This window comes from Erwinia plantamica, assembly GCF_043420595.1.
Lineage (GTDB): Bacteria > Pseudomonadota > Gammaproteobacteria > Enterobacterales > Enterobacteriaceae > Erwinia > Erwinia aeris.
This window is the reverse complement of record NZ_JBGCUC010000003.1, coordinates 136475-159991: the sequence shown is the minus strand read 5'-3', so window position 1 is coordinate 159991 and position 23517 is coordinate 136475. Positions and strand designations below refer to the sequence as shown.

At 51.9% G+C, this 23517-nt stretch carries 24 protein-coding genes and 1 other annotated feature; of the genes, 11 read left to right on the top strand and 13 right to left on the bottom strand.

The genetic code is table 11. From position 1 onward, the window contains the following. Positions 1-46 precede the first annotated feature (46 nt). Positions 47-1453 (top strand): NADP-dependent phosphogluconate dehydrogenase, encoded by a 1407-nt coding sequence (gndA, locus tag AB3U87_RS04180; RefSeq protein ID WP_253460110.1) that lies wholly within the window; start codon positions 47-49, stop codon positions 1451-1453. 74 nt (positions 1454-1527) lie between these two features. On the opposite strand, the gene AB3U87_RS04175 is transcribed toward gndA, so the two are convergent. The 10 genes from AB3U87_RS04175 to hisL form a co-directional block, all read right to left on the bottom strand. Further along, positions 1528-2007, bottom strand: coding sequence for a YbaK/prolyl-tRNA synthetase associated domain-containing protein (locus AB3U87_RS04175; RefSeq protein WP_253460112.1), 480 nt, complete (start codon positions 2005-2007; stop codon positions 1528-1530). Positions 2008-2072: 65 nt separating this feature from the next. Beyond that, entirely contained in the window at positions 2073-2684 is a 612-nt protein-coding gene (gene hisIE, locus AB3U87_RS04170; protein ID WP_394148480.1) for a bifunctional phosphoribosyl-AMP cyclohydrolase/phosphoribosyl-ATP diphosphatase HisIE, read from the bottom strand. Beyond that, entirely contained in the window at positions 2678-3454 is a 777-nt protein-coding gene (gene hisF, locus AB3U87_RS04165) for an imidazole glycerol phosphate synthase subunit HisF (RefSeq protein WP_394148478.1), read from the bottom strand. The genes hisIE and hisF overlap by 7 nt, the downstream gene beginning before the upstream one ends. After that, positions 3436-4173, bottom strand: a complete 738-nt coding sequence (gene hisA, locus AB3U87_RS04160; protein ID WP_253460121.1) for a 1-(5-phosphoribosyl)-5-[(5-phosphoribosylamino)methylideneamino]imidazole-4-carboxamide isomerase — start codon at positions 4171-4173, stop codon at positions 3436-3438. Before hisA ends, hisF begins: the two co-directional genes overlap by 19 nt. Next, positions 4174-4764, bottom strand: coding sequence for an imidazole glycerol phosphate synthase subunit HisH (gene hisH, locus AB3U87_RS04155; RefSeq protein WP_253460124.1), 591 nt, complete (start codon positions 4762-4764; stop codon positions 4174-4176). Further along, complete coding sequence (gene hisB / locus AB3U87_RS04150; RefSeq protein ID WP_370734274.1) at positions 4764-5831, bottom strand: bifunctional histidinol-phosphatase/imidazoleglycerol-phosphate dehydratase HisB; 1068 nt, start codon at positions 5829-5831, stop codon at positions 4764-4766. The genes hisH and hisB overlap by 1 nt, the downstream gene beginning before the upstream one ends. After that, a complete protein-coding gene (gene hisC / locus AB3U87_RS04145) occupies positions 5828-6916 on the bottom strand; it encodes a histidinol-phosphate transaminase (RefSeq protein ID WP_394148477.1) in 1089 nt (362 codons plus the stop codon). Before hisC ends, hisB begins: the two co-directional genes overlap by 4 nt. Then, positions 6913-8208, bottom strand: a complete 1296-nt coding sequence (gene hisD / locus AB3U87_RS04140) for a histidinol dehydrogenase (RefSeq protein ID WP_394148572.1) — start codon at positions 8206-8208, stop codon at positions 6913-6915. Before hisD ends, hisC begins: the two co-directional genes overlap by 4 nt. 6 nt (positions 8209-8214) lie before the next feature. Next, entirely contained in the window at positions 8215-9114 is a 900-nt protein-coding gene (gene hisG / locus AB3U87_RS04135; RefSeq protein WP_125288103.1) for an ATP phosphoribosyltransferase, read from the bottom strand. A gap of 79 nt (positions 9115-9193) precedes the next feature. Continuing rightward, positions 9194-9315, bottom strand: a sequence feature (His leader region). Then, on the bottom strand, positions 9291-9338 hold the full coding sequence (hisL, locus tag AB3U87_RS04130; protein WP_100396937.1) for a his operon leader peptide: 48 nt from the start codon (positions 9336-9338) through the stop codon (positions 9291-9293). It overlaps the preceding feature by 25 nt. 176 nt (positions 9339-9514) lie before the next feature. Here hisL and AB3U87_RS04125 point away from each other — a divergent pair, with 176 nt between their 5' ends. The 8 genes from AB3U87_RS04125 (at position 9515) to AB3U87_RS04090 (ending at position 17832) form a co-directional block, all read left to right on the top strand. Next, positions 9515-10342: an SDR family oxidoreductase gene (locus AB3U87_RS04125; RefSeq protein WP_394148476.1), complete on the top strand. Its 828-nt coding sequence runs from the start codon at positions 9515-9517 to the stop codon at positions 10340-10342. A 312-nt stretch (positions 10343-10654) separates the two neighbouring features. Continuing rightward, positions 10655-11764: an NAD(P)/FAD-dependent oxidoreductase gene (locus AB3U87_RS04120; RefSeq protein WP_394148474.1), complete on the top strand. Its 1110-nt coding sequence runs from the start codon at positions 10655-10657 to the stop codon at positions 11762-11764. Between the two features lie 4 nt (positions 11765-11768). Then, positions 11769-12770, top strand: a complete 1002-nt coding sequence (locus tag AB3U87_RS04115) for a glycosyl transferase family 2 (RefSeq protein WP_301251090.1) — start codon at positions 11769-11771, stop codon at positions 12768-12770. A 13-nt stretch (positions 12771-12783) separates the two neighbouring features. Beyond that, positions 12784-13563 carry a Rossmann-fold NAD(P)-binding domain-containing protein gene (locus tag AB3U87_RS04110; RefSeq protein WP_369895640.1) on the top strand — a complete coding sequence of 260 codons (780 nt, stop codon included), beginning with the start codon at positions 12784-12786 and terminating at the stop codon, positions 13561-13563. Next, on the top strand, positions 13560-14378 hold the full coding sequence (locus AB3U87_RS04105; RefSeq protein ID WP_301251088.1) for a sugar phosphate isomerase/epimerase family protein: 819 nt from the start codon (positions 13560-13562) through the stop codon (positions 14376-14378). Before AB3U87_RS04110 ends, AB3U87_RS04105 begins: the two co-directional genes overlap by 4 nt. Further along, positions 14375-14731 carry a DMT family transporter gene (locus tag AB3U87_RS04100; RefSeq protein WP_394148471.1) on the top strand — a complete coding sequence of 119 codons (357 nt, stop codon included), beginning with the start codon at positions 14375-14377 and terminating at the stop codon, positions 14729-14731. Before AB3U87_RS04105 ends, AB3U87_RS04100 begins: the two co-directional genes overlap by 4 nt. Positions 14732-14745: 14 nt before the next feature. Next, positions 14746-15549 carry a glycosyltransferase family 2 protein gene (locus AB3U87_RS04095; protein ID WP_394148469.1) on the top strand — a complete coding sequence of 268 codons (804 nt, stop codon included), beginning with the start codon at positions 14746-14748 and terminating at the stop codon, positions 15547-15549. A 3-nt stretch (positions 15550-15552) separates the two neighbouring features. Further along, a complete protein-coding gene (locus AB3U87_RS04090; RefSeq protein ID WP_394148467.1) occupies positions 15553-17832 on the top strand; it encodes a hypothetical protein in 2280 nt (759 codons plus the stop codon). 177 nt (positions 17833-18009) lie between these two features. Here the strand turns inward: AB3U87_RS04090 and AB3U87_RS04085 are convergent, their stop codons facing one another. From AB3U87_RS04085 to AB3U87_RS04075, 3 genes are read right to left on the bottom strand one after another with little or no spacing between them, the layout of a single operon-like run. Then, entirely contained in the window at positions 18010-19287 is a 1278-nt protein-coding gene (locus AB3U87_RS04085; RefSeq protein WP_394148466.1) for an NAD(P)/FAD-dependent oxidoreductase, read from the bottom strand. 42 nt (positions 19288-19329) lie between these two features. Beyond that, complete coding sequence (gene puuR, locus AB3U87_RS04080; protein ID WP_301251083.1) at positions 19330-19884, bottom strand: HTH-type transcriptional regulator PuuR; 555 nt, start codon at positions 19882-19884, stop codon at positions 19330-19332. Beyond that, positions 19881-20084 carry a hypothetical protein gene (locus AB3U87_RS04075; RefSeq protein WP_394148465.1) on the bottom strand — a complete coding sequence of 68 codons (204 nt, stop codon included), beginning with the start codon at positions 20082-20084 and terminating at the stop codon, positions 19881-19883. Before AB3U87_RS04075 ends, puuR begins: the two co-directional genes overlap by 4 nt. A gap of 221 nt (positions 20085-20305) precedes the next feature. On the opposite strand from AB3U87_RS04075, the gene AB3U87_RS04070 reads away from it, so the two are divergent. Both AB3U87_RS04070 and AB3U87_RS04065 read left to right on the top strand, forming a co-directional pair. Continuing rightward, positions 20306-21715 (top strand): glutamine synthetase family protein, encoded by a 1410-nt coding sequence (locus AB3U87_RS04070; RefSeq protein ID WP_301289680.1) that lies wholly within the window; start codon positions 20306-20308, stop codon positions 21713-21715. Positions 21716-22094: 379 nt separating this feature from the next. Beyond that, positions 22095-23456 carry an APC family permease gene (locus tag AB3U87_RS04065; RefSeq protein WP_301730440.1) on the top strand — a complete coding sequence of 454 codons (1362 nt, stop codon included), beginning with the start codon at positions 22095-22097 and terminating at the stop codon, positions 23454-23456. Positions 23457-23517 lie beyond the last annotated feature (61 nt).

Here is a 23517-nt window from a genome sequence, read left to right as displayed (position 1 = left end):
AACGAGGGCGATGCAAGCCATTGTTTTTACATGACAGGAGTATGTAATGTCCAAGCAACAGATCGGCGTTGTAGGTATGGCGGTAATGGGTCGTAACCTGGCTCTTAACATCGAAAGCCGCGGCTATACCGTATCCATCTTTAACCGCTCTCGCGAAAAGACTGACGAAGTCATCGCCGAGAACGAAGGCAAAAAGCTGGCGCCTTACTATACCATCGAAGAGTTTGTTGAATCCCTTGAGAAACCTCGCCGTATTCTGCTGATGGTGCAGGCAGGCGAAGCGACTGACAAAACTATCGCTTCTCTCACGCCACACCTCGATAAAGGCGATATCCTGATCGACGGCGGCAACACTTTCTATAAAGACACCATTCGCCGTAACCGCGAACTGTCTGAGCAGGGCTTCAACTTTATCGGTACCGGCGTTTCCGGCGGTGAAGAGGGCGCACTGAAAGGCCCATCCATCATGCCTGGCGGCCAGAAAGAAGCTTACGAGCTGGTTGCACCTATTCTGGATAAAATTGCCGCGCGCGCCGAAGGCGAAGCCTGTGTTGCCTACATCGGTCCGGACGGCGCTGGTCACTATGTGAAAATGGTGCACAACGGTATCGAATACGGCGATATGCAGCTGATTGCAGAAGCCTACTCCCTGCTGAAAAATGCCCTGAACCTGAGCAACGAAGATCTGGCTAAGACCTTCAGCGAATGGAACGAAGGCGAGCTGAGCAGCTACCTGATCGACATCACCAAAGACATCTTCACCAAGAAAGACGAAGAGGGTAACTACCTGGTTGATGTGATTCTGGATGAAGCGGCCAACAAAGGCACCGGTAAATGGACCAGCCAGAGCTCTCTGGATCTGGGCGAGCCGCTGTCGCTGATCACCGAATCCGTATTCGCACGCTACCTCTCCTCACTGAAAACTCAGCGCGTTGCCGCTTCCAAAGTTCTGAGCGGCCCGACCGTGCAGACCGTTTCCGGCGATAAAGCAGAGTTCGTTGAGAAAGTGCGCCGCGCGCTTTACCTGGGCAAAATCGTTTCCTACGCACAGGGCTTCTCTCAGCTGAAAGCGGCTTCCACCGAAAACAACTGGGATCTGAACTACGGCGAGATTGCTAAAATCTTCCGCGCTGGCTGCATCATCCGCGCACAGTTCCTGCAGAAAATTACCGATGCCTATGCGGATAACGCCGACATTGCTAACCTGCTGCTGGCACCGTACTTCAAGAACATCGCGGACGAATACCAGCAGGCGCTGCGTGACGTTGTGGCCTATGCCGTACAGAACGGTATCCCAACGCCAACCTTCTCCGCCGCTATCGCTTACTACGACAGCTACCGTTCAGCGGTGCTGCCAGCGAACCTGATCCAGGCGCAGCGTGACTACTTCGGCGCGCATACCTACAAGCGTACCGATAAAGAAGGTGTGTTCCACACCGAGTGGCTGGATTAAGTTTCTCCGCAGGCTGAAACAGCATAAAGTAAAACCCCACGCTCTGCGGTGGGGTTTTTTTTTGCCCGTTGCCGCTATGCTTTTAAAATATCAGCCGGGAGCGACGGCGCGATACGCTGATAATCCTGCGCGTTCAGCACCACTGATTTCTCCAGCAGTCCGGCGTTAAACGCAATCTCGCTGTTACGCTCGCACAGCGTAGGATCGACGACGACTTTCAGCTCATCATGAAAGCTGAAGGGCGGGATCGCACCAAACACGCAGCCGGTCAGCCGGTCAACTTCCGCCGGGCTGGCCAGCGAGGCGCGCAGGCCACCGACCGCTTTTGCCACCTTGCTTAAATCGGCCTGCTGGTCGGCAGGTAATACCGCCAGAACATATTGCTTAACGCCGTTGCCTTTGACATGGCACACCAGCGCCTTGGCACCCTGACCAACCGCAGTTCCGCGGATGGCCGCGACCTCTTCACATTTGCCGGTCGGCTCATGCGTCATGATCTTATAACGTGCCTGCTGGCCGTCCAGCAGAGTGATTAACTTGTCAAACGTGCTCATCTTGCTCCCTTAATAAAAAAGGCCGGTTTCCCGACCTTGCTATTTGTTGCTATACCCCGGCTCTGTTACTTATGCCGCTGGCGCAGGTTTTCGATTACCGCACTCAGATTAAGATCCTGATCCTGAAGCAGCACCAGCAGGTGATACACCAGGTCGGAAGCCTCGTTAGTCAGCTCATTGCGATCGTTAACGGTGGCCGCCAGCGCGGTTTCCACGCCTTCTTCACCGACCTTCTGTGCGATGCGCTTGGTGCCGCTGGCGTACAGGCTGGCGGTATAGGAACTGGCTGGATCGGCGTGCTTGCGTTCGGCCAGCAGCTGTTCCAGCTGATACAGGAAAGTCCAGTCGGCGGCGGCAGGCGAGAAGCAGCTGCTGGTGCCGCGATGGCAGGTTGGGCCAACCGGGTTGACCAGCAGCAGCAGCGTATCGTTATCGCAGTCAGGCGTGATGCTGACGACGTTAAGAAAATGCGCCGAGGTTTCGCCCTTGGTCCACAAGCGCTGTTTGGTACGCGACCAGAAGGTCACTTTGCCGGTTTCCAGCGTTTTCGCCAGCGCTTCCTGATTCATATAGCCGTGCATCAATACTTCACCGGAGACGGCGTGCTGCACGATAGCCGGCATCATGCCGTCGGTTTTTGCCCAGTCAAGCTGGGCAAGCTGTTGTTCTGTTAACACGCGCGGATCTCCACACCTTTGTCGAGCAGAAAAGCCTTCAGCTCGCCAATATTAATAATTTGCTTATGGAATACGCTGGCTGCCAGCGCGCCATCGACGTTGGCGTCGCGGAAAGCCTCAAGGAAATGCTCCATGGTGCCCGCGCCGCCGGAAGCAATTAATGGCACCTTGCAGACTTCGCGGACTTTTTGCAGCTGGGTCAGATCGTAGCCGTTACGCACGCCGTCCTGATTCATCATATTCAGCACGATTTCGCCCGCGCCGCGCTGCTGTACTTCCTGTACCCAGTCCAGCGTTTCCCAGGTTGTGACCTGCGTACGCGCTTCGTCGCCGGTATACTGATTCACGTGGTATTTGCCGCTTTCGCTGTCGTACCAGGTATCGATACCGACCACGATGCACTGCACGCCAAAGCGATCGGCCAGCCGCGTGATCAGCTCAGGATCGGCCAGCGCCGGTGAGTTAATCGAGATTTTGTCGGCACCGAAAGAGAGGATCTGCGCCGCGTCTTCCGCTGATTTAATACCGCCCGCCACGCAAAAAGGAATATCGATCACTTCCGCTACGCGAGCTACCCAGCTTTTATCCACCACGCGACCGGCCGAAGAGGCGGTAATATCGTAAAATACCAGCTCGTCCGCGCCTTCCTGCGCGTAGCGCTGCGCCAGCGGCACGATATCGCCGATGATCTCATGATTGCGGAACTGCACGCCTTTGACCACCTGGCCGTCACGCACGTCCAGGCAGGGGATTATCCGTTTTGCCAGCATGTTATCGCCTCCGATACGTTGAATTTACCTTCCAGCAGAGCACGGCCGACAATCACGCCCGCAGCGCCGCAGCCGCGCAGGGCACGAATATCCTCCAGCGAGCCAATGCCGCCGGAAGATTGAAAGGCGATTTGCGGATAGCGGGCCGAGACTTCACGATACAGCGCCACGTTAGAGCCGCCGAGCGTGCCGTCGCGGGAGATATCGGTGCAAAGCACATGTTTCAGGCCATAAGGCCGGAACTGTTCGATAACTTCTTCCAGCGTCACGCCAGCCGCTTCCTGCCAGCCGCTGATCGCCACTTCCTTGCGGTTAGCCGCGTCGATACGCACATCCAGCGCCAGCACGATCGCCTCCGCGCCGTACTGCTTAAACCAGCGCTGCACTTCTTCGGGGTTTTTTACCGCCGTAGAGCCAACCACCACGCGCGTGGCGCCCGCCTCCAGCAGCGCCTCCACATCTTCCCGCGTGCGGATGCCGCCGCCAACCTGCACCGGCACGCCGACGCCCGCCAGCAGGGTTTTCAGCAGCGGGATCTGCCGCGCCGCCGGATCTTTCGCGCCGGTCAGGTCGACCAGATGCAGCACCTGCGCGCCCTGGGCCTCGTATTCCTGCAGGCGCGGCAGGGGATCGCTGCCGTAGTCGCGCTGCTGACCGTAATCGCCCTGATGCAGCCGCACCACTTTTCCTTCAATTAAATCCAATGCGGGAATAATCACTTACATCTCCAGGAAGTTTTTCAGCAGCTGCGCGCCAGCCGCGCCGGAACGTTCCGGATGGAACTGGACGCCGAAGAAGTTATCTTTCTGTACTGCGGCGGTAAAAGGCTCGCCGTAGTTGCACTGCGCGATGGTGCAGGCATTCACCGGCATAGCGTAGCTGTGCACAAAATAGAAGTACGCGCCGTCGGGAATGCCGCGAAACAGATGGTTGCCTGCCTGAGCAGTAATCTGGTTCCAGCCCATATGCGGCAGCGGCAGCCCGCAGTCGTTCATCTGCTCAACCGCCTGATCGATAATCCCCAGCGTGGTGACGCCGTTGCTCTCCTCGCTGTGCGAGCCAAGCAGCTGCATCCCCAGGCAGATCCCCAGCACCGGCTGGGTACAGGCTTTAATCAGCTCGATCAGCTCGCGCTCGCGCAGCTGATCCATCGCCGCCTGCGCCGTACCGACGCCCGGCAGCAGCAGCTTGTCGGCCTGCAGCACGACGTCGGCCTCGCGGCTGACCACTGGCTCATAGCCCAGGCGCTGGATCGCCCATTTAACGGAGGAAAGGTTGGCGCAGCCGGTATCCAGGATCACCACGTTCATTACAGCACTCCTTTCGAGCTGGGCAGGGTATTGCCTTCCACGCGGATCGCCTGGCGCAGCGTGCGGCCAAAGGCTTTAAACAGGCTCTCCACGCGGTGGTGATCGTTCTTGCCTTTGGTTTTCAGGTGCAGCGTGCTGGCCATGGTATAGGAAAGCGAGCGGAAGAAGTGTTCCACCATCTCGGTGCTGAGATCGCCCACGCGCTGATAGCTGAACTCGGCTTTGTATTCCAGGTGCGGACGGCCGGAGATATCCAGCGCGCAGCGCGCCAGGCACTCGTCCATCGGCAGCACAAAGCCGAAGCGGCCGATGCCGCGCTTGTCGCCCAGAGCTTTCAGCAGCGCCTCGCCCAGCGCCAGGCCGGTGTCTTCCACCGTGTGGTGATCGTCGATATAGAGATCGCCTTTCACCTCAATATTCATGCGGAAGCCGCCGTGGGTGGCGATCTGATCCAGCATATGGTCAAAGAAGCCCACGCCGGTATTGAACTGGCTGTTGCCTTCGCGATCCAGCCAGACCTCTACTTTAATCTGCGTCTCTTTGGTGTTGCGGTTCACCAGCGCGTGACGATCGCGTTTGGTCAGCTGCTGCTGAATACCCTGCCAGTTAAGACCTTCCTTAGAGTAGTGCAGCCCCTGAATACCCATATTACCTGCCAGCTGCAGGTCGGTGGTGCGATCGCCGATAACATAGCTGTTAGCGGTATCCAGCACGCCTTCCGCCAGCCACGCCGTGACCAGTTTGGTTTTCGGTTTACGGCAGGCGCAGCCGTCTTCCGGCAGATGCGGACAGATCAGTACCTCGTCAAAGCGGATGCCCTGCGAGCTTAAAACCTGCATCATCAGCTGGTGCGGGCCGTCGAAATCCGCCTGCGGGAAGCTGGCGGTGCCCAGCCCGTCCTGATTGGTGATCATCACCAGTCGATAACCGGCATTTTGCAGCGCCAGCAGGGCAGGGATCACGTCCGGCTCGAAAGCCAGTTTCTCCATGCGGTCAACCTGATAATCTTCCGGCGGTTCGGCGATAATCGTTCCGTCGCGATCGATAAAAAGAACTTTCTGGCTCATGCTTGCTCCATGGATGCGGACGCGCCGGATAACTTTTGCAGCGCGGAGATAACGCGGTCACACTCTTCAGCCGTGCCGACGGAGATGCGCAGGCAGCCCGCCAGTCCCGGCTGTTTGTTCTGGTCACGCAGAATAATGCCCTGATCCCACAAGGTTTTAAAGACCAATGCGGAGTCAGTGAAGCGGGCCAGCACGTAGTTGGTCTCGCTGGGGAAAACTTTTTCCACGCAGCGGCAGTCACGCAGATCGCTAATCAGCTTGTTACGCGTCGCCAGCAGCTCGTCGACGTGCTCCTTCATCAGGGCGACGCCCTGTTCGCTCAGCGCCTGGGCAGCGATATCCGCTACCGGCGTGGAGAGCGGGTAAGGCGCGATAACTTTTAATAGCAGCGCAATAACGTCAGCGTTGGCCAGCGTAAAGCCGCAGCGCAATCCGGCCAGCGCAAACGCTTTGGAGAGCGTACGCAGGATCACCAGGTGCGGATATTCCTTCAGCCAGCCGGTCAGCGTCGCCGTCGGGCAGAACTCTATATAGGCTTCGTCTGCTATTACCAGCGCCTTGCCGCGCGTCATCTCCAGCAGCTGGCGGATGGCCTCTGGCTTCACCAGGTTGCCGGTAGGATTGTTCGGGCTGCACACGTAGACCAGCTTCACGCCGTCAAGTTTTTCAGCAATGGCGGACAGGTTAAGCTGCCAGCCCTCCTGCGCGGGCACGGTGCGGTATTCCACGCCCAGCGTTTCGGCGCTGACGCTGTACATGCCGTAGGTCGGCGGGCAGAACAGCACGGCGTCTTTGCCCGGCTCGCAAAATGCGCGCATCAGCAGCTCGATGCCTTCGTCCGCGCCACGGCTGACCAGCACCTGCTCCGGCGACAAACCCGCATAGGCCGCATAGCGCTCAATTACGGCTTTCGGCTGGCACTCGGGATAGCGGTTCAGCGTCTGCTGGCGGAGGTCGAACGGCACCGCCAGCGGATACTCATTGGCGTTGAGCCAGACATCGCCGCTGCCGCCAAGACGACGAGCGGACTGATAGGGCGTCAGCTGGCGCACGTTGGCGCGGGCGAGATCTTCAATCTTGCTCATTGCTTCTCCTTCAGCGCGGCAACGCGCAGCGTCACGGCGTTTTTGTGGGCGGTCAGCTGCTCGGCGGCGGCCAGGGTTTCAATGGTCGGCGCCAGATTTAAAAAGCCCTGCGGCGTCAGCTCCTGCACCGTCATCCGCTTCTGGAAATCGGCCAGACCCAGGCTCGAACAGGTCGCCGTAAAGCCATAGGTCGGCAGCACGTGATTGGTGCCGGAGGCGTAATCGCCGGCGGATTCCGGCGACCAGTCGCCCAGAAACACGGAACCGGCGCTGGTGATGTCTGCAACCAGATCGCGCGCCTGGCGCGTCTGGATAATCAGGTGTTCCGGCCCGTAGCGGTTGCTGATTTCAACGCACTGCGCCAAATCTTTCGCCACGATCAGGCGGCTGGCGGCCAGCGCCTGACGAGCCGTTTCGGCGCGCGGCAGGCTGGCCAGCTGCTTTTCTACCGCGTCGGCGACCGCTTCGGCCATCTGGCGATCGGGCGTCAGCAGGATCACCTGCGAATCGGGGCCGTGCTCCGCCTGAGAAAGCAGATCGGAGGCGACAAAATCCGGCGTGGCTGCACCATCCGCAATCACCAGCACCTCGGAAGGGCCGGCAGGCATGTCGATCGCCGCGCCGTCAAGACGCTGGCTGACCTGACGTTTCGCTTCGGTCACCCAGGCGTTCCCCGGCCCGAAAATTTTATCGACCTTCGGCACGGATGCGGTGCCCAGCGCCATGGCGGCGATAGCCTGCGCGCCGCCGACCTGAAACACCTCCTGCACGCCACACAGCTTAGCGGCATATAAAATCTCATCGGCGATCGGCGGCGGCGAGCAGAGCACCACGCGCTTGCAGCCGGCAATGCGGGCGGGAGTCGCCAGCATCAGCACGGTAGAGAAGAGCGGGGCGGAGCCGCCGGGAATATAGAGGCCGACGGACGCCACGGGGCGGGTGATCTGCTGACAGCGCACGCCGGGCTGGGTTTCAATATCCACTTCCGGCAGCTTTTGTGCCTGGTGAAATTTATCGATATTAGCGACCGCCACCGCCATCGCCTGTTTGACCTCATCGCCAAGCCGCGCTGACGCCGCCTCTATCTCTTCGCTGGTGACGCGCAGCGCCTCAACTTCAGTTTTGTCAAAAGCGGCGCTGTAGTAGCGCAACGCCTCGTCGCCTTCCGCTTTTACCTTTTCCAGGATAGCGCGCACGCTGGCGGTAATGTTTTCAGAAGCGGAGATAGCCGGACGAGTCAGCAGCACCTGCTGTTCTTCGGCGCTGCACGCCTGCCAGTCAATCGGGGTCATCATCGCTTACTCCATCATCTTCTCAATAGGCAGCACAAGGATGGAGCTGGCGCCCAGCGCTTTCAGTTTCTCCATCGTTTCCCAGAACAGCGTTTCGCTGCTCACCATGTGCATGGCGACGCGGCTCTTGTCGCCCGCCAGCGGCAGAACGGTTGGACGCTCCGCGCCCGGCAGCAGAGCGATGATATCTTCCAGACGCTCGCTCGGCGCGTGCAGCATGATGTACTTGGATTCACGTGCCTGGATGACACCCTGAATGCGGGTCATCAGCTTGTCGATTAGCTCCTGCTTGGCGGCAGGCATTTCGCCGTCGCGCTGGATCAGACAGGCTTTAGAGCGGTAAATAACTTCGACTTCACGCAGGCCGTTGGCTTCCAGCGTCGCGCCGGTGGAAACCAGGTCGCAAATGGCGTCGGCCAGGCCAGCGCGAGGTGCCACTTCGACGGAGCCGTTCAGCAGGCAGGATTTAAAAGCAACGCCCTGTTTGTCGAGGTACTTTTTCAGCAGGTGAGGATAGGAGGTGGCGATACGGGCATTTTGCAAACACTGCGGGCCGGTATATTCATCATCAACCGACATCGCCAGCGACAGGCGGCAGCCGCCGAAATCAAGACGGCGCAGCAGGGCATAACGAGGATCCTCGCCCTGCGCGCGGCGGGTCAGCAGCTCTTCTTCCAGCACGTTTTCGCCGATAATGCCCAGGTCCACGACGCCATCCATCACCAGCCCCGGAATATCGTCATCACGCACGCGCAGGATGTCGATCGGCATGTTCTCGGCAAAGGCGATCAGACGCTGCTGCTGCAGGTTGATTTTGATGCCGCAGCGGGCCAGCAGCTCGCGTGATTCATCGCTTAAACGGCCTGATTTCTGCATAGCTATGCGTAAACGTTTGTTATCTAACATCGGTGCTTATCCTCTTTTCCTGTCTGCTCGATTTAACCGGCCAGCGTTGTTCATCCTTTCAGGCCCGGGCCTGCGCCCATAAAAAAAGCCCCCGGAAGGCGATCTTCCGGGGGCTTTTTTTGCGTTCTGCACCGCTGGAAGATCTGAATGTCTCCCAGCACACATCGCCTGAAAGACTAGTCAGGATGATGGTGATGATGGTGGTTGAACTGAACGCGTGTCATAGTCTTCTCAAATAGGGGTGAATGATTATTCATTTCGTGACCAATAACCTAACTCAGGACAAATGTCGGGCGCAACACTTTTTTATCATTGATGACAGATAAAAAGGCTTAACCGATTGTTGTTGACGAAAGGCTGGCGTAGTTTTAGGGCATGATTGAGAAAGCAGGGAACAAAGATGAAAAAAGTGGCGATTGTAGGACTGGGCTGGCTGGGTATGCCGCTGGGGCTGGCGATGACGGCGCGAGGCTGGCAGGTCACCGGCAGCAAAACCACGGCTGACGGCGTGGAGGCGGCGCGCATGTGCGGGCTGGAAAGCGTGCTGCTGACGCTGACGCCGGAACTGGAGTGCGATCCCGACGATCTTGACGCGCTGCTGGACGTGGAGGCGTTGGTCATCACCTTACCTGCCAGCCGCACGGCGGAGGGCGGCGAAAATTATCTGCTGGCGGTTCAGCAAATCGTGGACAGCACGCTGGCGGCAAACGTGCCGCGCATTGTTTTTACCAGTTCCACCTCTGTTTACGGCAGTGGAAACGGCGAGATGAATGAAGACAGCCCGCTTGAGCCGGTTACGGTAGCGGGTAAGACGCTGAAAGAGCTGGAAACCTGGCTACATAATCTGCCGGGCACCTCGGTAGATATTCTGCGGCTGTCCGGCCTGGTGGGGCCGCAGCGGCATCCGGGCCGCTTCCTGGCGGGTAAAACCGATTTAGGCGACGGCTCACACGGCGTTAATCTGGTGCACCTTGAAGATGTGGTTGCCGCTATTATCCTGCTGCTGGAAAACGGCGAAGGTGGAAGAACTTATAACCTGAGCGCGCCGCATCATCCTGCCCGCAAAGATTTTTATCCGGCGGTTGCCCGTCAGCTGGGGCTGACGCCGCCGACATTTCTTGCAGAAGCGGGCGAGGCAACGGGCAAAATCATCAACGGCGAGCGTATCTGCAAGGAGCTGGGTTTCAGCTACCGCTATCCCGATCCATTGAAAATGCCGTTACGGTAAATCACGCATAATGATAACCAGTTTGGAATACCTGTTTCTGATGAAGGATATCAGAAGTAATGTTGACAGGCTGTTATATTGCGTCCTGGATTAAGGTTACCAGAGACATTTTCATTAAAGGGAATGTCTCGGTATGGAAACTCTGATAAAATTGTATCTAAAAGGGCGAAATCATGGATAAGCCCTAATCCACCCACACCGTTTTCTCCCCTGGATTGATTTAATTAAAAATAATGGTTACAAAAAGCTCATTCTTGTTGCAATATATTTAAACTTTTTTTGCGGGTTGAATCAGAAATGATTAAAAGCAGAATGAACAACATAGTTGTAGTCGGCGGCGGTTTTTTTGGTTTGTATCTGGCCGAGCAACTTGCGTTAAAAGGTAATGATGTCACAATTTTTGAGAAGTCTCCCCTGCTGATGTCACGGGCTTCCTATGTTAATCAGGCGCGCGTCCACAACGGTTACCACTATCCGCGAAGTATTCTTACAGCATTGCGCTCGCGTGTTTCCTTTCCTCGTTTTGTCAGCGAATTTCAGGATTGTATTGAAAGTGATTTTCAAAAATACTACCTCATTTCAGGCCACTTGGGTAAAGTCACGGCCGATCAGTTCAAACGTTTTTGCGGCCGGATAGGTGCCGATTGTGAAGAAGCACCTGCGAAAGTGAAGCAATTAGTCAACCCTGCAATGATTGACGCTGTATTCACGACTACAGAGTTTGCGTTCGATTCACATAAGCTACGTACGATCATGCTAGAGCGTTTACAGATGGCTAATGTCAAAATCGTGCTTAACACTGATGTTACACAGGTGATGCCGGCAGGTAATGGTCTGTCCGTTCAGGTAAACTCAGCGGGGTCCGTCGATGAAGTTTTCGCTGATCATGTATTCAATTGCACTTACTCACGTATCAATTATTTATTAGAATCATCGGGTATTGAGCTCATTCCTTTGAAACATGAGATGACGGAGATGTGCCTTGTGGAAGTACCTGATCATCTCAAAAAAATAGGCATAACGGTGATGTGCGGCCCCTTTTTCTCGGTAATGCCGTTTCCTTCAACAGCCTGGCACTCGTTTAGCCACGTGCGCTACACACCGCATTATCAGTGGTCAGATGCGCTTGGGGAAGATTACCAGGACTCACAGAAACGATATGACGAAGATGAACGTCACAGTGCCTGGCGTTATATGATTGCTGATGCGCAACGCTACATTCCGTCATTGAGTGAATGCCAATATCAAAAGTCCATATGGGAAGTGAAAACTATTTTACCGCGCAGTGATTCTGATGATTCAAGACCCATATTGTTTAAGCCGAATCATGGATTACGGGGATTACATTGTATCATGGGTGGCAAAATAGATAACATATACGACGCTCTTCAGGAAGTAGAGCGCGTCATTGAACTGAGTTGATATTATGAAAAGCGAATCTTTCGTTTCCGTTGTTGTCGTGGTTCAGTCGCGGCTCCAGGAAATAAATGAACAACTGTTCAGGTTGCATATGCTCCTCGATAAAAACTATACAGATTACGAAATGGTTATTATCGCGTCAGGGGTATCTTCAACGAACGCACAGGATGAAGACAATCTTTTGCGAGTTATTCCGAGTATGAGAATTATTCATCTTTCAGCTGCTGTAGATGTAGATGTGGCGCTGGCGGCTGGCCTTGAAAATGCTATTGGTGATTTTGTTGTTCTCTGGAACCCCTGTTCCGATCCGGTTGAAGTCATTCCTCAACTTGTTACGCAATGTCGACAAGGGCATGATGTGGTCATTGGCGTTACCAATAGCACAAAATCCTTTTCTTATCGCCTGTTACGCAAACTAATTAATGGGGCTCTGCGTGCTATTGAATATGAACTTCCGACTAACTCTACTGGGCTACGCTGCCTGAGTCGTAGGGCTGTTAATGCTGTAACGCGCATTGGACGTTTCCATCATCAATTTTATTTACGTATACAAAAAACGGGATATCCGGCGGGCGCTTTTCCATATACACCCATAATGGAAGCGGAAGGACTGGGAATGCTAAAGTCAGTAAGACGTCTGTTACGCTTGATGGTATTCAATTCACCCAGGCCTTTACGTTGGATGTCCGCAGTAGGTTTTTGCGGCAGCCTGGCAGCATTTGTTTTTGCTGGCTATAGCGTTCTGATCCATTTGATTAACGGTCATGTAGTTGAAGGATGGACTACAATTGTACTTTTTATGTCCCTTCTTTTCACATTGCAGTTTATCATGATGGCCTTTTTTGGCGAATATTTGGGAAGGTTACTGGATGAAAGTAGCGTACAGTCTGAATATGCTGTTGTTTATGAAAGAAATAGCGAAGTTATGTTAAATACTGACAGGGTGAATGTACTTAGCGAATCACTTTCATCAGGTAATAATTCGGTGCAAACCGGGCGTAATAAATAGTTCAAGGTGATATATGGATGCTTTAATTGGATATTCGGGTTTCGTTGGCTCAACGCTTTTAAAACAAAGGAGTTTTTCTTTCCTCTATCGCTCAATAAATATTGATGAAATTTGTGGCAAGGAGTTTGATGTCGTAGTATGTGCAGGGGCACCAGCGCAAAAATGGCTGGCTAATCAACATCCACAGGATGATTTAGACAAAATAAACTCTTTAATCGATAAGCTAAGTAAAATCAAATGCCGAAAATTCATCCTGATTAGTACAGTGGATGTCTTTAAAAAGCCGATAGGTGTTGATGAAAACAGTAAGGTTCAGGAAGAGGGGTTGCACCCTTATGGCTTACATCGACGCTATCTGGAAAAATTTGTTGAGTCACATTTCGAAGGGGCTTTAATTGTTCGCTTACCAGGTTTGGTTGGGCCGGGGTTACGTAAAAATATTATTTATGATTTCCATAACAACAATAATATCACACAAATTGAAAGTCGGGGCGTTTTTCAATTCTATCCCATGATTAATCTCTGGTACGATATCGATATAGCTGTTAAAAACAATCTTAAATTGTTGCATTTGAGCGCTGAGCCTGTTTCTGTTGCTGAGGTGGCTAAAGAGGCATTCAATCTCGATTTTAAAAATCATATTACTGAAAGCCCTGGCCACTATGATATGAAAAGCCTTCACTCGGCACTGTTTTCAGGCGGCAGCGCGTATCAATACAGTAAGCGTGAAACTCTGATGGCAATACGAGCTTATGCTCAGTCCGAATTAAAAAGAAATGGCGTTGACTCATGAAAATATCCATATCAAATATCGCCTGGGATAAAGAAGAAGATGCCGCAGTTGCTTCACTGCTGAATAAGTATGGCGTCAACGCTATTGATATTGCGCCAGGGAAATATTTCCCAGATATTCTTACCACCAGTCATGAGCAGATTGAATTGGTAAAAAGCTGGTGGTCACAGCGCGGTATTACTATCACAGGAATGCAATCTTTGTTGTTTGGCACACAAGGATTTAATATTTTCGACGATGAAGACACTCGTCAGAAAATGCTTGCCCATCTTACAGCCATTTGCCGTATAGCTGCAGGAACAGGCGCAACAAAGCTGGTTTTTGGCTCCCCTAAGAACAGGGACAGGAAACAGCTATCCGATGCTCAGGTAGAGAAGATAGCGGTAAGTTTTTTTCGCGAACTCGGTAATATTGCTCAATATTTTGGCGTGGTAATTTGCCTTGAGCCTAACCCTACACATTATGGTGCCAATTTCATGACTACGGCTTTAGAAACAGCATGCGTTGTGAAAGCAGTTAACCATGCTCACATTCGTATGCAGCTTGATACAGGCGCAATATCTTTAAATAAAGAAAAAATATCTACGTTGTTAAAGGAATACCAAGCCTTGATTGGTCATATTCATATCAGTGAGCCTAATCTTGTCCCGCCAACCGCAAAGAATGGAATGCATGAAATTTTAAGCAGCCAGCTCAAAAAAAACCTTCCAGAAATGTACGTGACCATTGAGATGTTGACTGACAAAAAAAATCGCCTGAATACTATTGAGCAAACTTTGAAGTTTATTTCCGCGCAATATGGTGAAATGCAATGAAATGGTTAGTCCTGCTCTTAGGAATTGCAGCAAACAGTTCAGCGAGTGTTTTGATCAAAATGGCGATGATACCGCCAAGAAAGTTTCCATCTTTAAGCGAGCCGTTATCGGCTTTATATAACTGGCCATTTTGGCTGGGATTAATACTTTACGGGCTGGCTTTTGTTCTTTATGCCGCAGCGTTAGCTTTTTTACCACTGAATGTTGCTCACCCAATTTTGACATCCGGAGCAGTAGCTTGCGTTGCTTTACTTTCTTTCATTATATTTCGTGAACCTTTCTACTGGACAACCGCTCTTGGTATCGCCCTGGTGATGGCTGGCGTCGTCCTGATTACAGCTAAAGTTAAATAGGAATTTTAAAGGCTATGTCAAATCTTCAAGCTCGCACAGAATGGCAAGTTCCTGCTTATAAAATATCATTGTGGGAAGGTAAAAATCATCCCTGGTGTGTGGTTATACCTGTTATTAATGAAGGTGAGCGTATTACTAGTCTATTAAGTCGAATGGCTGAAATAAACGTGAGTTCTTACGCTGACATCATTATTATTGACGGTGGCAGCCAGGATGGCTCCTTAGCTTTGGATAAATTAAAAAAATACCGGGTTAGTGGTCTGTTAGTTAAGACAGGGAATGGTAAATTGAGTGCTCAATTACGCTGCGCTTATTCTTTTTGTCTGGAACAAGGTTATAATGGTATTGTTACTATAGATGGTAATGATAAAGACGATCCTGAAGCTATTCCACGCTTTATTTCTGCTTTGGAAAAGGGGGTAGATTTCGTTCAAGCTTCTCGTTTTATTAGCGGCGGCGTGGCGGAGAATACGCCTAAATCTCGACATTTTGCTATTCGCTTAATCCATGCCCCTTTACTAAGCCTGTCTTCAGGCTTCAGATGGACTGACACAACTCAGGGATTCCGTGCATACAGTAGCAAAATGTTGGCCGATCCGCGTATAGCACCGTTTCGTGATGTTTTTATGAGTTATGAACTTCTTGCCTATCTGTCTTATCGTGCTCCTAAGTTAGGTTATAAGTGTACTGAAATGGCAACTGTCAGGAGATATCCGAAGGGTGAGGTGCCCACTAAAATTAGCAGCTTTCGCGGCAATTATGCGGTTTTGAAAACGCTGTTTGATGCATGCCTGGGTAAATTTAATCCAAAGGACTGAGCTATGTTGATAAAAAGTACTATGAGCTCAATAAAAACCACTAACGCAAAGCTTTTTGCGGTTATTTTTTGTCTCCTTTTCGCATATCTACATTCTAACCCTATGAATGGGAATTCTATTCGCGGTGTTGAACAGTGGATTAATATGACAAATTCCATGTTTTATGGGAATAAGGATTTCTTATTTAGCTATGGGCCACTTTATTGGCTGACCGGAGGCACTGTCACGCAATATAGTGAACTAACCTATTGGCTCTCGCTAACATTTATGAGCCTCGTAGCAGCAACATTTTGGTTTCTCCTTATCAAGTTGACTAAAAGCATTCACGCATGGTGTGCTTTTATTATTGTTTTTTTTCTATATCTTAATAATCTGATGTTCCCTTCTGTTTTTTTGTTATGGCCTTTTTTATTGGTCGTGCTTTTTGAAAATCATAAGGGTGTAAAACGTCAGGGCATGGCTTTACCATACTCTCTGAAAATAATAATATTTTTAGGGCTGGTAACAGGTGCTTTCTTTTACGTGCGATTTCTTTATGGAATGGTGGCTGCAGCGACTTTTGGTAGTTATTTTTTGTATAAATCTATTCAATATAAAAAACCAGGGGTGATTTTTTACTTTGTTATCGCTTTGTTTTTAGCTTACGTAGCGGTAGGTTTAGCTATATTTCATGATTTAGTTAGCATGAAAGATTATATCACTATCAATTCGCAATTGAATTTTGGTAATGCGGTTGATATGACGTATGATAATGTCCTGCCAATTGGGATTTATATTGCATTTATTATTATTTTTTTTGCAATGAATTTGTTTTTAATTTCACATTATCCTGCGTTGATTCTAACATTTAATGGTTTAATGATTATATTTATCAAACTAGGCTTTGGAAGGGCTGATCATTATCTTAATTATTTTATTATACCAATTTCAGTTATCGCTATGATAACTTGCTTTAATAGCAGAAAAAGATGGTTTGGAGTGTTTGTGACAGTCTTGGGTTCCTTGGTTTTTATCTCATTTGTTCCTGTGGTTGCAGGGTTTTCTATAGCTAAACCTTTTTATAAACATGAGGATTTCAGTAAAAGCCCTGAACAAAGAATTGCTGAAAAATATAAAAACTATCTGCTTCCTGAAAGTATTCTTGCTATTATCGGTAAGGCCAGTGTTGATGTTTATCCTTATAATAATGAATTTGTTTTTGCAAACCATCTTAACTATAAAAATCGACCGCTCTTTCAAAATTATATGACGTTGACGCCAATACTGGATAAAATGAATCAACATTATTTTGAAAGTAATAATCGGCCAGAGTTTGTTATATGGCATGCAGGGCAAAACTGTTTTAATGAAACATGCAATACTTTTGAAGGCTTTGACGGGAAATATGCATTAAATGAAGATCCCTTAACCACGAACGCTATTATGTTAAATTATCATGTTGTGCAGCACTTTATAGACAAGAATAATAAACCTGTGATGTTACTACAGGCGAATAAAGGCCTTGTTCATTATCAACCGAACATTTCCTTCTCAGGTAATGAAAAATTTGATCGCTGGATTGATGTTCCTAATTCTGTTCACGGGATAGTAAAAATAATTCCAAGTTTCAAATTAACAAATTATGCTAAAATGAAAAACCTAATGTTTCGTGGTGATGTCCTTTATGTGCATTACTTGCTCTATTCTGGAGAGGAAAAAAAGTTCAGGTTGAATATTCTCAATGCTGGCAGCGGGGTTTTGGCTTCACCATTATTAAACTCATTCCCCTATGTAGGGGATAAAGTAAAAAAAATTAAGTTTACTGTCATGTCATCAAATTACTTCTATCCTGAGTTTAAATATAGTTGGGAAAATCTTTCTTTAGAGAATATGGATATTCATTCTTCTTATCCTGGTGAGATTATTTCTTCACCGGATTACGAAGGTGAGAGAACATCAGCCAGCTGTGAAGGGTATCTCGAAAGTGTTAAATTTTCTGTGCAAAATAATCAGCGTCAGGTTTCTATTGTAGGGTGGAGTAAAGCTCCTTTAGCTGAAGACACTGCCCCCGACGAGATTTTTGTGCATAATGTTGACGAGAAGGGTAACGAATATTTTGTCAGAACACGGATCGTGGCGCGTGAAGATATAGCTAACCACTTTAAAAACAATAAGTTACGACTTACAGGCTTTGAGGTTCAATATGAGCTTCCTGAAGTGACAGGGGAAAACGTTTTAGGTCTGGCTGTGTTGCAAGGACATAACTTTTATACTTGTAAGAATCTGAGCTATCGCTATCGATAAAAGATTCTAATCTTGAGAGTAGCGTCATTTTACCGCCCCGAAAATGTTATGAATCATTTTCAGCGGGCGGTTTCTATTAAGTACGTTGGAAAATAAGCAAATCAATCCAGGAATAATTAAAAGTTCAAGGGTAAATTTTCTATCCTGTTCGATCTTTTGCCTGATACGAACTTTCATTTAAACCCCCAATCTGTCCCTCAGCGCGTACCAGGCGGCGCCCAGCGCCGTCAGAGGCGCGCGCAGGCAGCGACCGCCGGGGAAAGGCAGATGCGGCAAGCGGGCGAACGCATCGAAGCGTTTTGGCTCGCCCTGCAACGCTTCACAAACCAGTTTGCCCGCCAGATGCGTCCAGGTCACGCCGTGCCCGCTGTCGCCCTGCATATAGTAAACGCCGTTTTCCAGCCTGCCGATCTGCGGCATACGGGACAGCGTCAGCAAAAAGTTCCCGCTCCAGGCATAATCAAATTTTATTCCTTCCAGCTGTGGAAAGGTCTTTAGCAGCCTGGGCCGGATCAGCTCGTGGATGTTGCCCGGCTCGCGCGCGCCATAGCTCACGCCGCCGCCATACAGCAGGCGGTTGTCGGCCGTCAGGCGATAGTAATCCAACAGATAGTTACGATCTTCTACACAGTAGTTGTCCGGCAGCAGCGCCAGCGCCTTATCGCGTGAGAGCGGTTCCGTGACGACGATCTGCGAGCTACAGGGCAGGCTCTTGCTCGCCAGTCTGGGTTCCAGCTGCGGCGCCAGATAGGCATTACCGGCAAAAATAACGTATTTAGCCAATACGCTACCCTGAGCCGTCCTGACGCGATGCGGCGTGCCGTAGGTCACGGCGGTCGCCTCTGACTCTTCATAAATCCTGCCGCCGTGACGGCGAATCGCCTCCGCTTCGCCCAGCGCAAGATTCAGAGGATGCAGATGACCGCCGCTACGATCCAGCAGGCCGCCGACATAGCGTTCGCTGGCGATTTTACGCCGGATGCCCAGCTCGTCCAGCAGCTCCAGCTGATGATTGCCATAGTGCTGCCAGCGTTGGTGCTGCTGCTTTAAATGGCTAAACTGACGGCTGTTAAGCGCGGCAAAAACGCCGCCGGGCCGGTAGTCGCAGCTAATGGCGTAGCGATCGATACGGTCGCGGATCGCCGCTGCGCCTTCAAACATCATGCTGCCCAGCAGTCGTGCGCTTTCTTTGCCGTAGCGGCGCTCAATAACGTCAATATCACGGCTGTAGGAGTTAACCACCTGCCCGCCGTTACGGCCGCTGGCACCAAAGCCAACCCTGGCCGCTTCCAACACCACCACGTCATAACCCGCTTCGGTAAGGTAGAGCGCCGAGGAAAGGCCGGTAAAACCGCCGCCGATGATGCAGACGTCGCAGAGAATATCATCCGTCAGCCGCGGCCAGCGGTCATGAGGATTGGCCGTAGCGGCGTAATAGCTCTGCACATGTTCCATAGCTTTCTCCAACAAAAAGCGCGAAGCGGCGTCAACTGGCGATCAAAAGGTGGTTGGGGTATGCGCGCTGACGATCCGGCAGGGCTGCGCAGAGGTGTTATTAAAGCTGTGGGGATGGCCGGTATCGATAACGTAGCTTTGGCCAGCCCGAAGCTGATAGCGCTGGCCGTCGACGGTTAAGGTGATTTCGCCTTCCAGCAGCGTACCGATCTCTTCGCCCTGATGACGAATTTTTTCGGTTGTCGCGCCGGGTTCATAAGTTTCTAACATCATAGCCAGCGTCCGCTCGGGGCTGCCGTTATGGATCAACCGCAGCGAGACCCCCTGGCTGCCAATATCAATCAGCTCATTTGCCTCTATTACCACCTTCGGCCTGGCAGGCTGGACCGGCTCGGAAAAGAATTCGGAAAGGGAGAGGCCATAAACTTTTAACAGCTTCTGTAATGTACCGACGGCGGGACTGACCTTGTCCTGCTCGATAGTGCTGATGGCGCTGTGCGTCAGGCCGGAAAGCTCGGCCACGCGCCGCTGCGACAGGCCCTGCTGCTGGCGGATTTCAGCCAGGCGGCGGCCGGGGGCCAGAGAAATATCGCTCATCGACGGGTTTCCTTTTGCTGCCGAAAAAACGCACGTAAAGGCGTTAATAAATAGTCTTTCTTAAGGTCAAAGCCAGCATACCCGGTTGGGTTTTGCCATGCCGGGCAGGCATCGGGAAGCGCCGTCGTCAGGGCCTGTTTGCTAAGGCTTGCCTGATACATTATTACGTCAATCAAGGGGTTGTTCGAAATAATGCCCATCCCAACTCTCCGTCCGGTTTTAGTGAGCGCGGAAAGGCAGGACGGATCCGTGCCTTATCCAGCCAATCTGGCACTCTGCAAGGCAATATGCAAAAGATTTTGCCTGGAAAATAAACTCTGTCATAACATTTGCCGCGCTGAATAGTTGACGCTATGTTAAGAAGGCGGCGCTTATTTTGAGCGGCGCGCAAACATCAGACTGAGCGAAGGCGGGTGGCATCATGACCAATATCGTCGAAGTGGAAGATTTTACGCGGCATGGCGAGCGAACCAGCGCGTTCCAGCTTGAAGTAGAAACTTATCTGGAACGCTATCCTGAAACACAGCATGTTGATGTTCTGCTTAATGATTTAAACGGTGTTTTTCGCGGCAAACGCCTCCCGATCGGCAGTTTGCTCAGGCTGGAAAAAGGCTGTTATTTTCCCGCTTCCGTCTATGCCATGGATATTCTCGGCAACACGGTGGAAGAGGCCGGACTTGGCCAGGCGCTGGGTGAACCGGATAATATCTGCTTTCCCGTCGAAGGCACGCTGACTCCCTCCGCAACCGATCCGCAGCGCCTGGCGCAGCTTTTGCTGACCATGCGTAATCAAGATGGTACTCCCTTTGACGTTGAACCCCGGAATGTCCTGAATCACCTTTGGCAGCAGTTGCGCAATCGGGGATTATTTCCGGTGGTAGCGGTAGAGCTGGAGTTCTATCTCGTCGATAAAAAACGCGATGCGGAAGGTGCCATTCAGCCGCCGTGCTCGCCGGGCAGCGACGATCGTAACCGGCAAAGCCAGGTTTATTCGGTTGATAATCTCGACTGTTTTGCCGCCGTGCTCAATGATATCGACAGGCTGGCCAGACTGCAGGGTATTCCGGCCGACGGCGCGCTGGCGGAAGCCTCGCCAGGCCAGTTTGAAATCAATCTGCGCCATACCCGCAACGTGCTCAGCGCCTGCGATCATGCCGTGCAGCTGAAGCGGCTAATCCGTCAGGTGGCAGAAAATCACGGGATGAACGCTACCTTTATGGCAAAACCCTACGAGGCCTGGGCCGGTAGCGGAATGCACGTTCATATCAGCCTGCTGGACGCCGCCGATCATAACGCCTTTATCACCGATGACGGCAGCGATTCGCCCCTGCTGAAGCGAGCGCTGGCCGGGATGATCGATCTGATGCCCGCCTCCATGGCGCTGCTGGCGCCTAACGTTAATGCCTATCGTCGCTTTTTACCGGAAGCCTTTGTGCCTCTACAGGCATCCTGGGGGCACAACAACCGTACGGTAGCGTTGCGTATTCCCTGTGGCGAAGCGGAAAACCATCGCGTGGAGTACCGCGTGGCAGGTGCGGATGCTAATCCTTATCTGGTGGTCGCCGCGGTGCTGGCGGGCATTCTGCACGGCATCGATAATCAACTGCCGCTGCCGTCGGCCATTACCGGCAACGGCCATGAAGCCGACGGCAGACCGTTGCCGATCAGGCAAAGCGATGCGCTGGACGAATTTGCCCAAAGCTCTCCGCTGCAAAAGCTGCTGGGTGAGCGCTTTGGGTTTGTCTGGCACAGCTGCAAACATCATGAACTGATGCATTTTGAACGGCTGATCACCGCCACAGAAATTGACTGGATGTTGAAAAATGCCTGACGTTTCCTGTAAAGAAATGGCGCAGAAAGGCTTTAAAAACTTGTATTCTGTCTTACAGCCTGGCAAAATATACGGACTGTAAATGAATAACCGACGCTTAACGCGCCGGTTATTTTTTTTGCACAAAAAAACGAAGCCAAAGAGGCCGGCTCAGCCGGACTGATACACACTGACAGTGTTTTTGAGGAAATAAAGATGGGGCAACACTTCATTACGCCGGCCGCAGCCGGTAAACATCTGCGCGACGACTACGGCGCAGCGGCAGCCGTCACCTTCACGCCTGCCTGCTTTACCTTCCCAAATCAGAACAACGCTCGCATAAAGCGAAGTTTCCCTGTGGTTCAACCCAGAAAGGTTGATGCTATGGGGAGGCTGAATCATGTCGCATAATTCCCAGACCGCTGCGCCGCGCGCGCACCTGAAAAAAACGCTGACTCTGATGCCTGTAGTGATGATGGGCCTGGCTTATATGCAGCCAATGACCCTGTTCGATACGTTCGGCATCGTTTCCGGCCTCACAGACGGTCACGTAGCAACCGCCTACGCCTTCGCGTTAATCGCGATCCTGTTTACTGCGCTGAGCTACGGCAAGCTGGTTCGCCGCTTCCCGTCTGCCGGCTCGGCCTATACCTATGCCCAAAAAGCCATCAGCCCGCACGTCGGCTTTATGGTGGGCTGGTCCTCGCTGCTGGATTACCTGATCATGCCGATGATCAATATCCTGCTGGCGAAAATCTATTTTGAAGCGCTGGTGCCGGGTGTCCCGTCATGGATATTCGTGGTGCTGCTGGTTGGTTTTATGACCCTTTCTAACCTCAAGGGCATTAAAACCGTCGCCAATTTCAACAGCATTATCGTGGTGCTGCAAATGGCGGTCATGGTGGCGATTACCGGTATGGTAATTTACGGCGTGTCCCATGGCGAAGGGGCCGGCACCCTGACCAGCAGCAAGCCGTTCTGGTCTGAGCAGGCGCACGTGGTGCCTATGATCACCGGCGCGACCATTCTGTGCTTCTCGTTCCTGGGCTTTGACGGCATCAGTTCGCTGTCGGAAGAAACCAAGGATGCAGGTCGAGTGATCCCGAAAGCGATCTTTTTGACCGCCCTTATTGGCGGCGTGATCTTTATCGTGGTTTCTTACTTCCTGCAGCTTTATTTCCCGGATATCTCGCGCTTTAAAGATCCGGACGCGTCGCAGCCGGAAATCATGCTCTACGTGGCGGGTAAAACCTTCCAGTTCGGCATTCTGATTTTCTCCTGCATCACCGTGCTGGCTTCCGGCATGGCGGCGCACGCGGGCGTTTCCCGCCTGATGTATGTGATGGGGCGTGACGGCGTGTTCCCGGAGCGCTTCTTCGGCTATATTCATCCGAAGCTGCATACGCCAGCGCTGAACGTATTGTTGGTAGGCGCTATCGCGCTTTCCGCCATTACCTTCGACCTGGTGACGGCGACGGCGCTGATCAACTTCGGTGCGCTGGTGGCCTTCACCTTTGTTAACCTTTCGGTGATCTCGCAGTTCTGGATCCGTGAAGGGCGCAACAAGACGCTGATGGACAACATTAACTTCCTGCTGCTGCCGCTGTGCGGCGCGCTGACGGTGGGGGCGCTGTGGATCAATCTGGAAGAAAGCTCGATGATCCTCGGCCTGGTCTGGGGCGCAATTGGCCTGGTCTATCTGGCCGTGGTGACGCAGCGCTTCCGCAAACCAGTGCCGCAGTACACCGAAGAGCCGATGTAACCCAGCCAGCATTTAGCGTGGCGATGGGCTAAAAAGAAGGGCGCGGTTCTGTGAACCGCGC

Bases quoted from the DNA above. Each gene is read 5' to 3' on its own strand.
- hisD (WP_394148572.1), bottom strand. From the start codon at position 8,208: ATGACCCCGATTGACTGGCAGGCGTGCAGCGCCGAAGAACAGCAGGTG.
- puuR (WP_301251083.1), bottom strand. From the start codon at position 19,884: ATGAGCGATATTTCTCTGGCCCCCGGCCGCCGCCTGGCTGAAATCCGC.
- hisH (WP_253460124.1), bottom strand. From the start codon at position 4,764: ATGAACGTGGTGATCCTGGATACCGGCTGCGCCAACCTTTCCTCCGTT.
- hisC (WP_394148477.1), bottom strand. From the start codon at position 6,916: ATGAGCAAGATTGAAGATCTCGCCCGCGCCAACGTGCGCCAGCTGACG.
- AB3U87_RS04095 (WP_394148469.1), top strand. From the start codon at position 14,746: ATGTCAAATCTTCAAGCTCGCACAGAATGGCAAGTTCCTGCTTATAAA.
- gndA (WP_253460110.1), top strand. From the start codon at position 47: ATGTCCAAGCAACAGATCGGCGTTGTAGGTATGGCGGTAATGGGTCGT.
- AB3U87_RS04090 (WP_394148467.1), top strand. From the start codon at position 15,553: ATGTTGATAAAAAGTACTATGAGCTCAATAAAAACCACTAACGCAAAG.
- AB3U87_RS04065 (WP_301730440.1), top strand. From the start codon at position 22,095: ATGTCGCATAATTCCCAGACCGCTGCGCCGCGCGCGCACCTGAAAAAA.
- AB3U87_RS04120 (WP_394148474.1), top strand. From the start codon at position 10,655: ATGAACAACATAGTTGTAGTCGGCGGCGGTTTTTTTGGTTTGTATCTG.
- AB3U87_RS04085 (WP_394148466.1), bottom strand. From the start codon at position 19,287: ATGGAACATGTGCAGAGCTATTACGCCGCTACGGCCAATCCTCATGAC.
- hisB (WP_370734274.1), bottom strand. From the start codon at position 5,831: ATGAGCCAGAAAGTTCTTTTTATCGATCGCGACGGAACGATTATCGCC.
- AB3U87_RS04105 (WP_301251088.1), top strand. From the start codon at position 13,560: ATGAAAATATCCATATCAAATATCGCCTGGGATAAAGAAGAAGATGCC.
- hisG (WP_125288103.1), bottom strand. From the start codon at position 9,114: ATGTTAGATAACAAACGTTTACGCATAGCTATGCAGAAATCAGGCCGT.
- AB3U87_RS04125 (WP_394148476.1), top strand. From the start codon at position 9,515: ATGAAAAAAGTGGCGATTGTAGGACTGGGCTGGCTGGGTATGCCGCTG.
- hisF (WP_394148478.1), bottom strand. From the start codon at position 3,454: ATGCTGGCAAAACGGATAATCCCCTGCCTGGACGTGCGTGACGGCCAG.
- AB3U87_RS04110 (WP_369895640.1), top strand. From the start codon at position 12,784: ATGGATGCTTTAATTGGATATTCGGGTTTCGTTGGCTCAACGCTTTTA.
- AB3U87_RS04070 (WP_301289680.1), top strand. From the start codon at position 20,306: ATGACCAATATCGTCGAAGTGGAAGATTTTACGCGGCATGGCGAGCGA.
- AB3U87_RS04100 (WP_394148471.1), top strand. From the start codon at position 14,375: ATGAAATGGTTAGTCCTGCTCTTAGGAATTGCAGCAAACAGTTCAGCG.
- AB3U87_RS04075 (WP_394148465.1), bottom strand. From the start codon at position 20,084: ATGGGCATTATTTCGAACAACCCCTTGATTGACGTAATAATGTATCAG.
- AB3U87_RS04115 (WP_301251090.1), top strand. From the start codon at position 11,769: ATGAAAAGCGAATCTTTCGTTTCCGTTGTTGTCGTGGTTCAGTCGCGG.
- AB3U87_RS04175 (WP_253460112.1), bottom strand. From the start codon at position 2,007: ATGAGCACGTTTGACAAGTTAATCACTCTGCTGGACGGCCAGCAGGCA.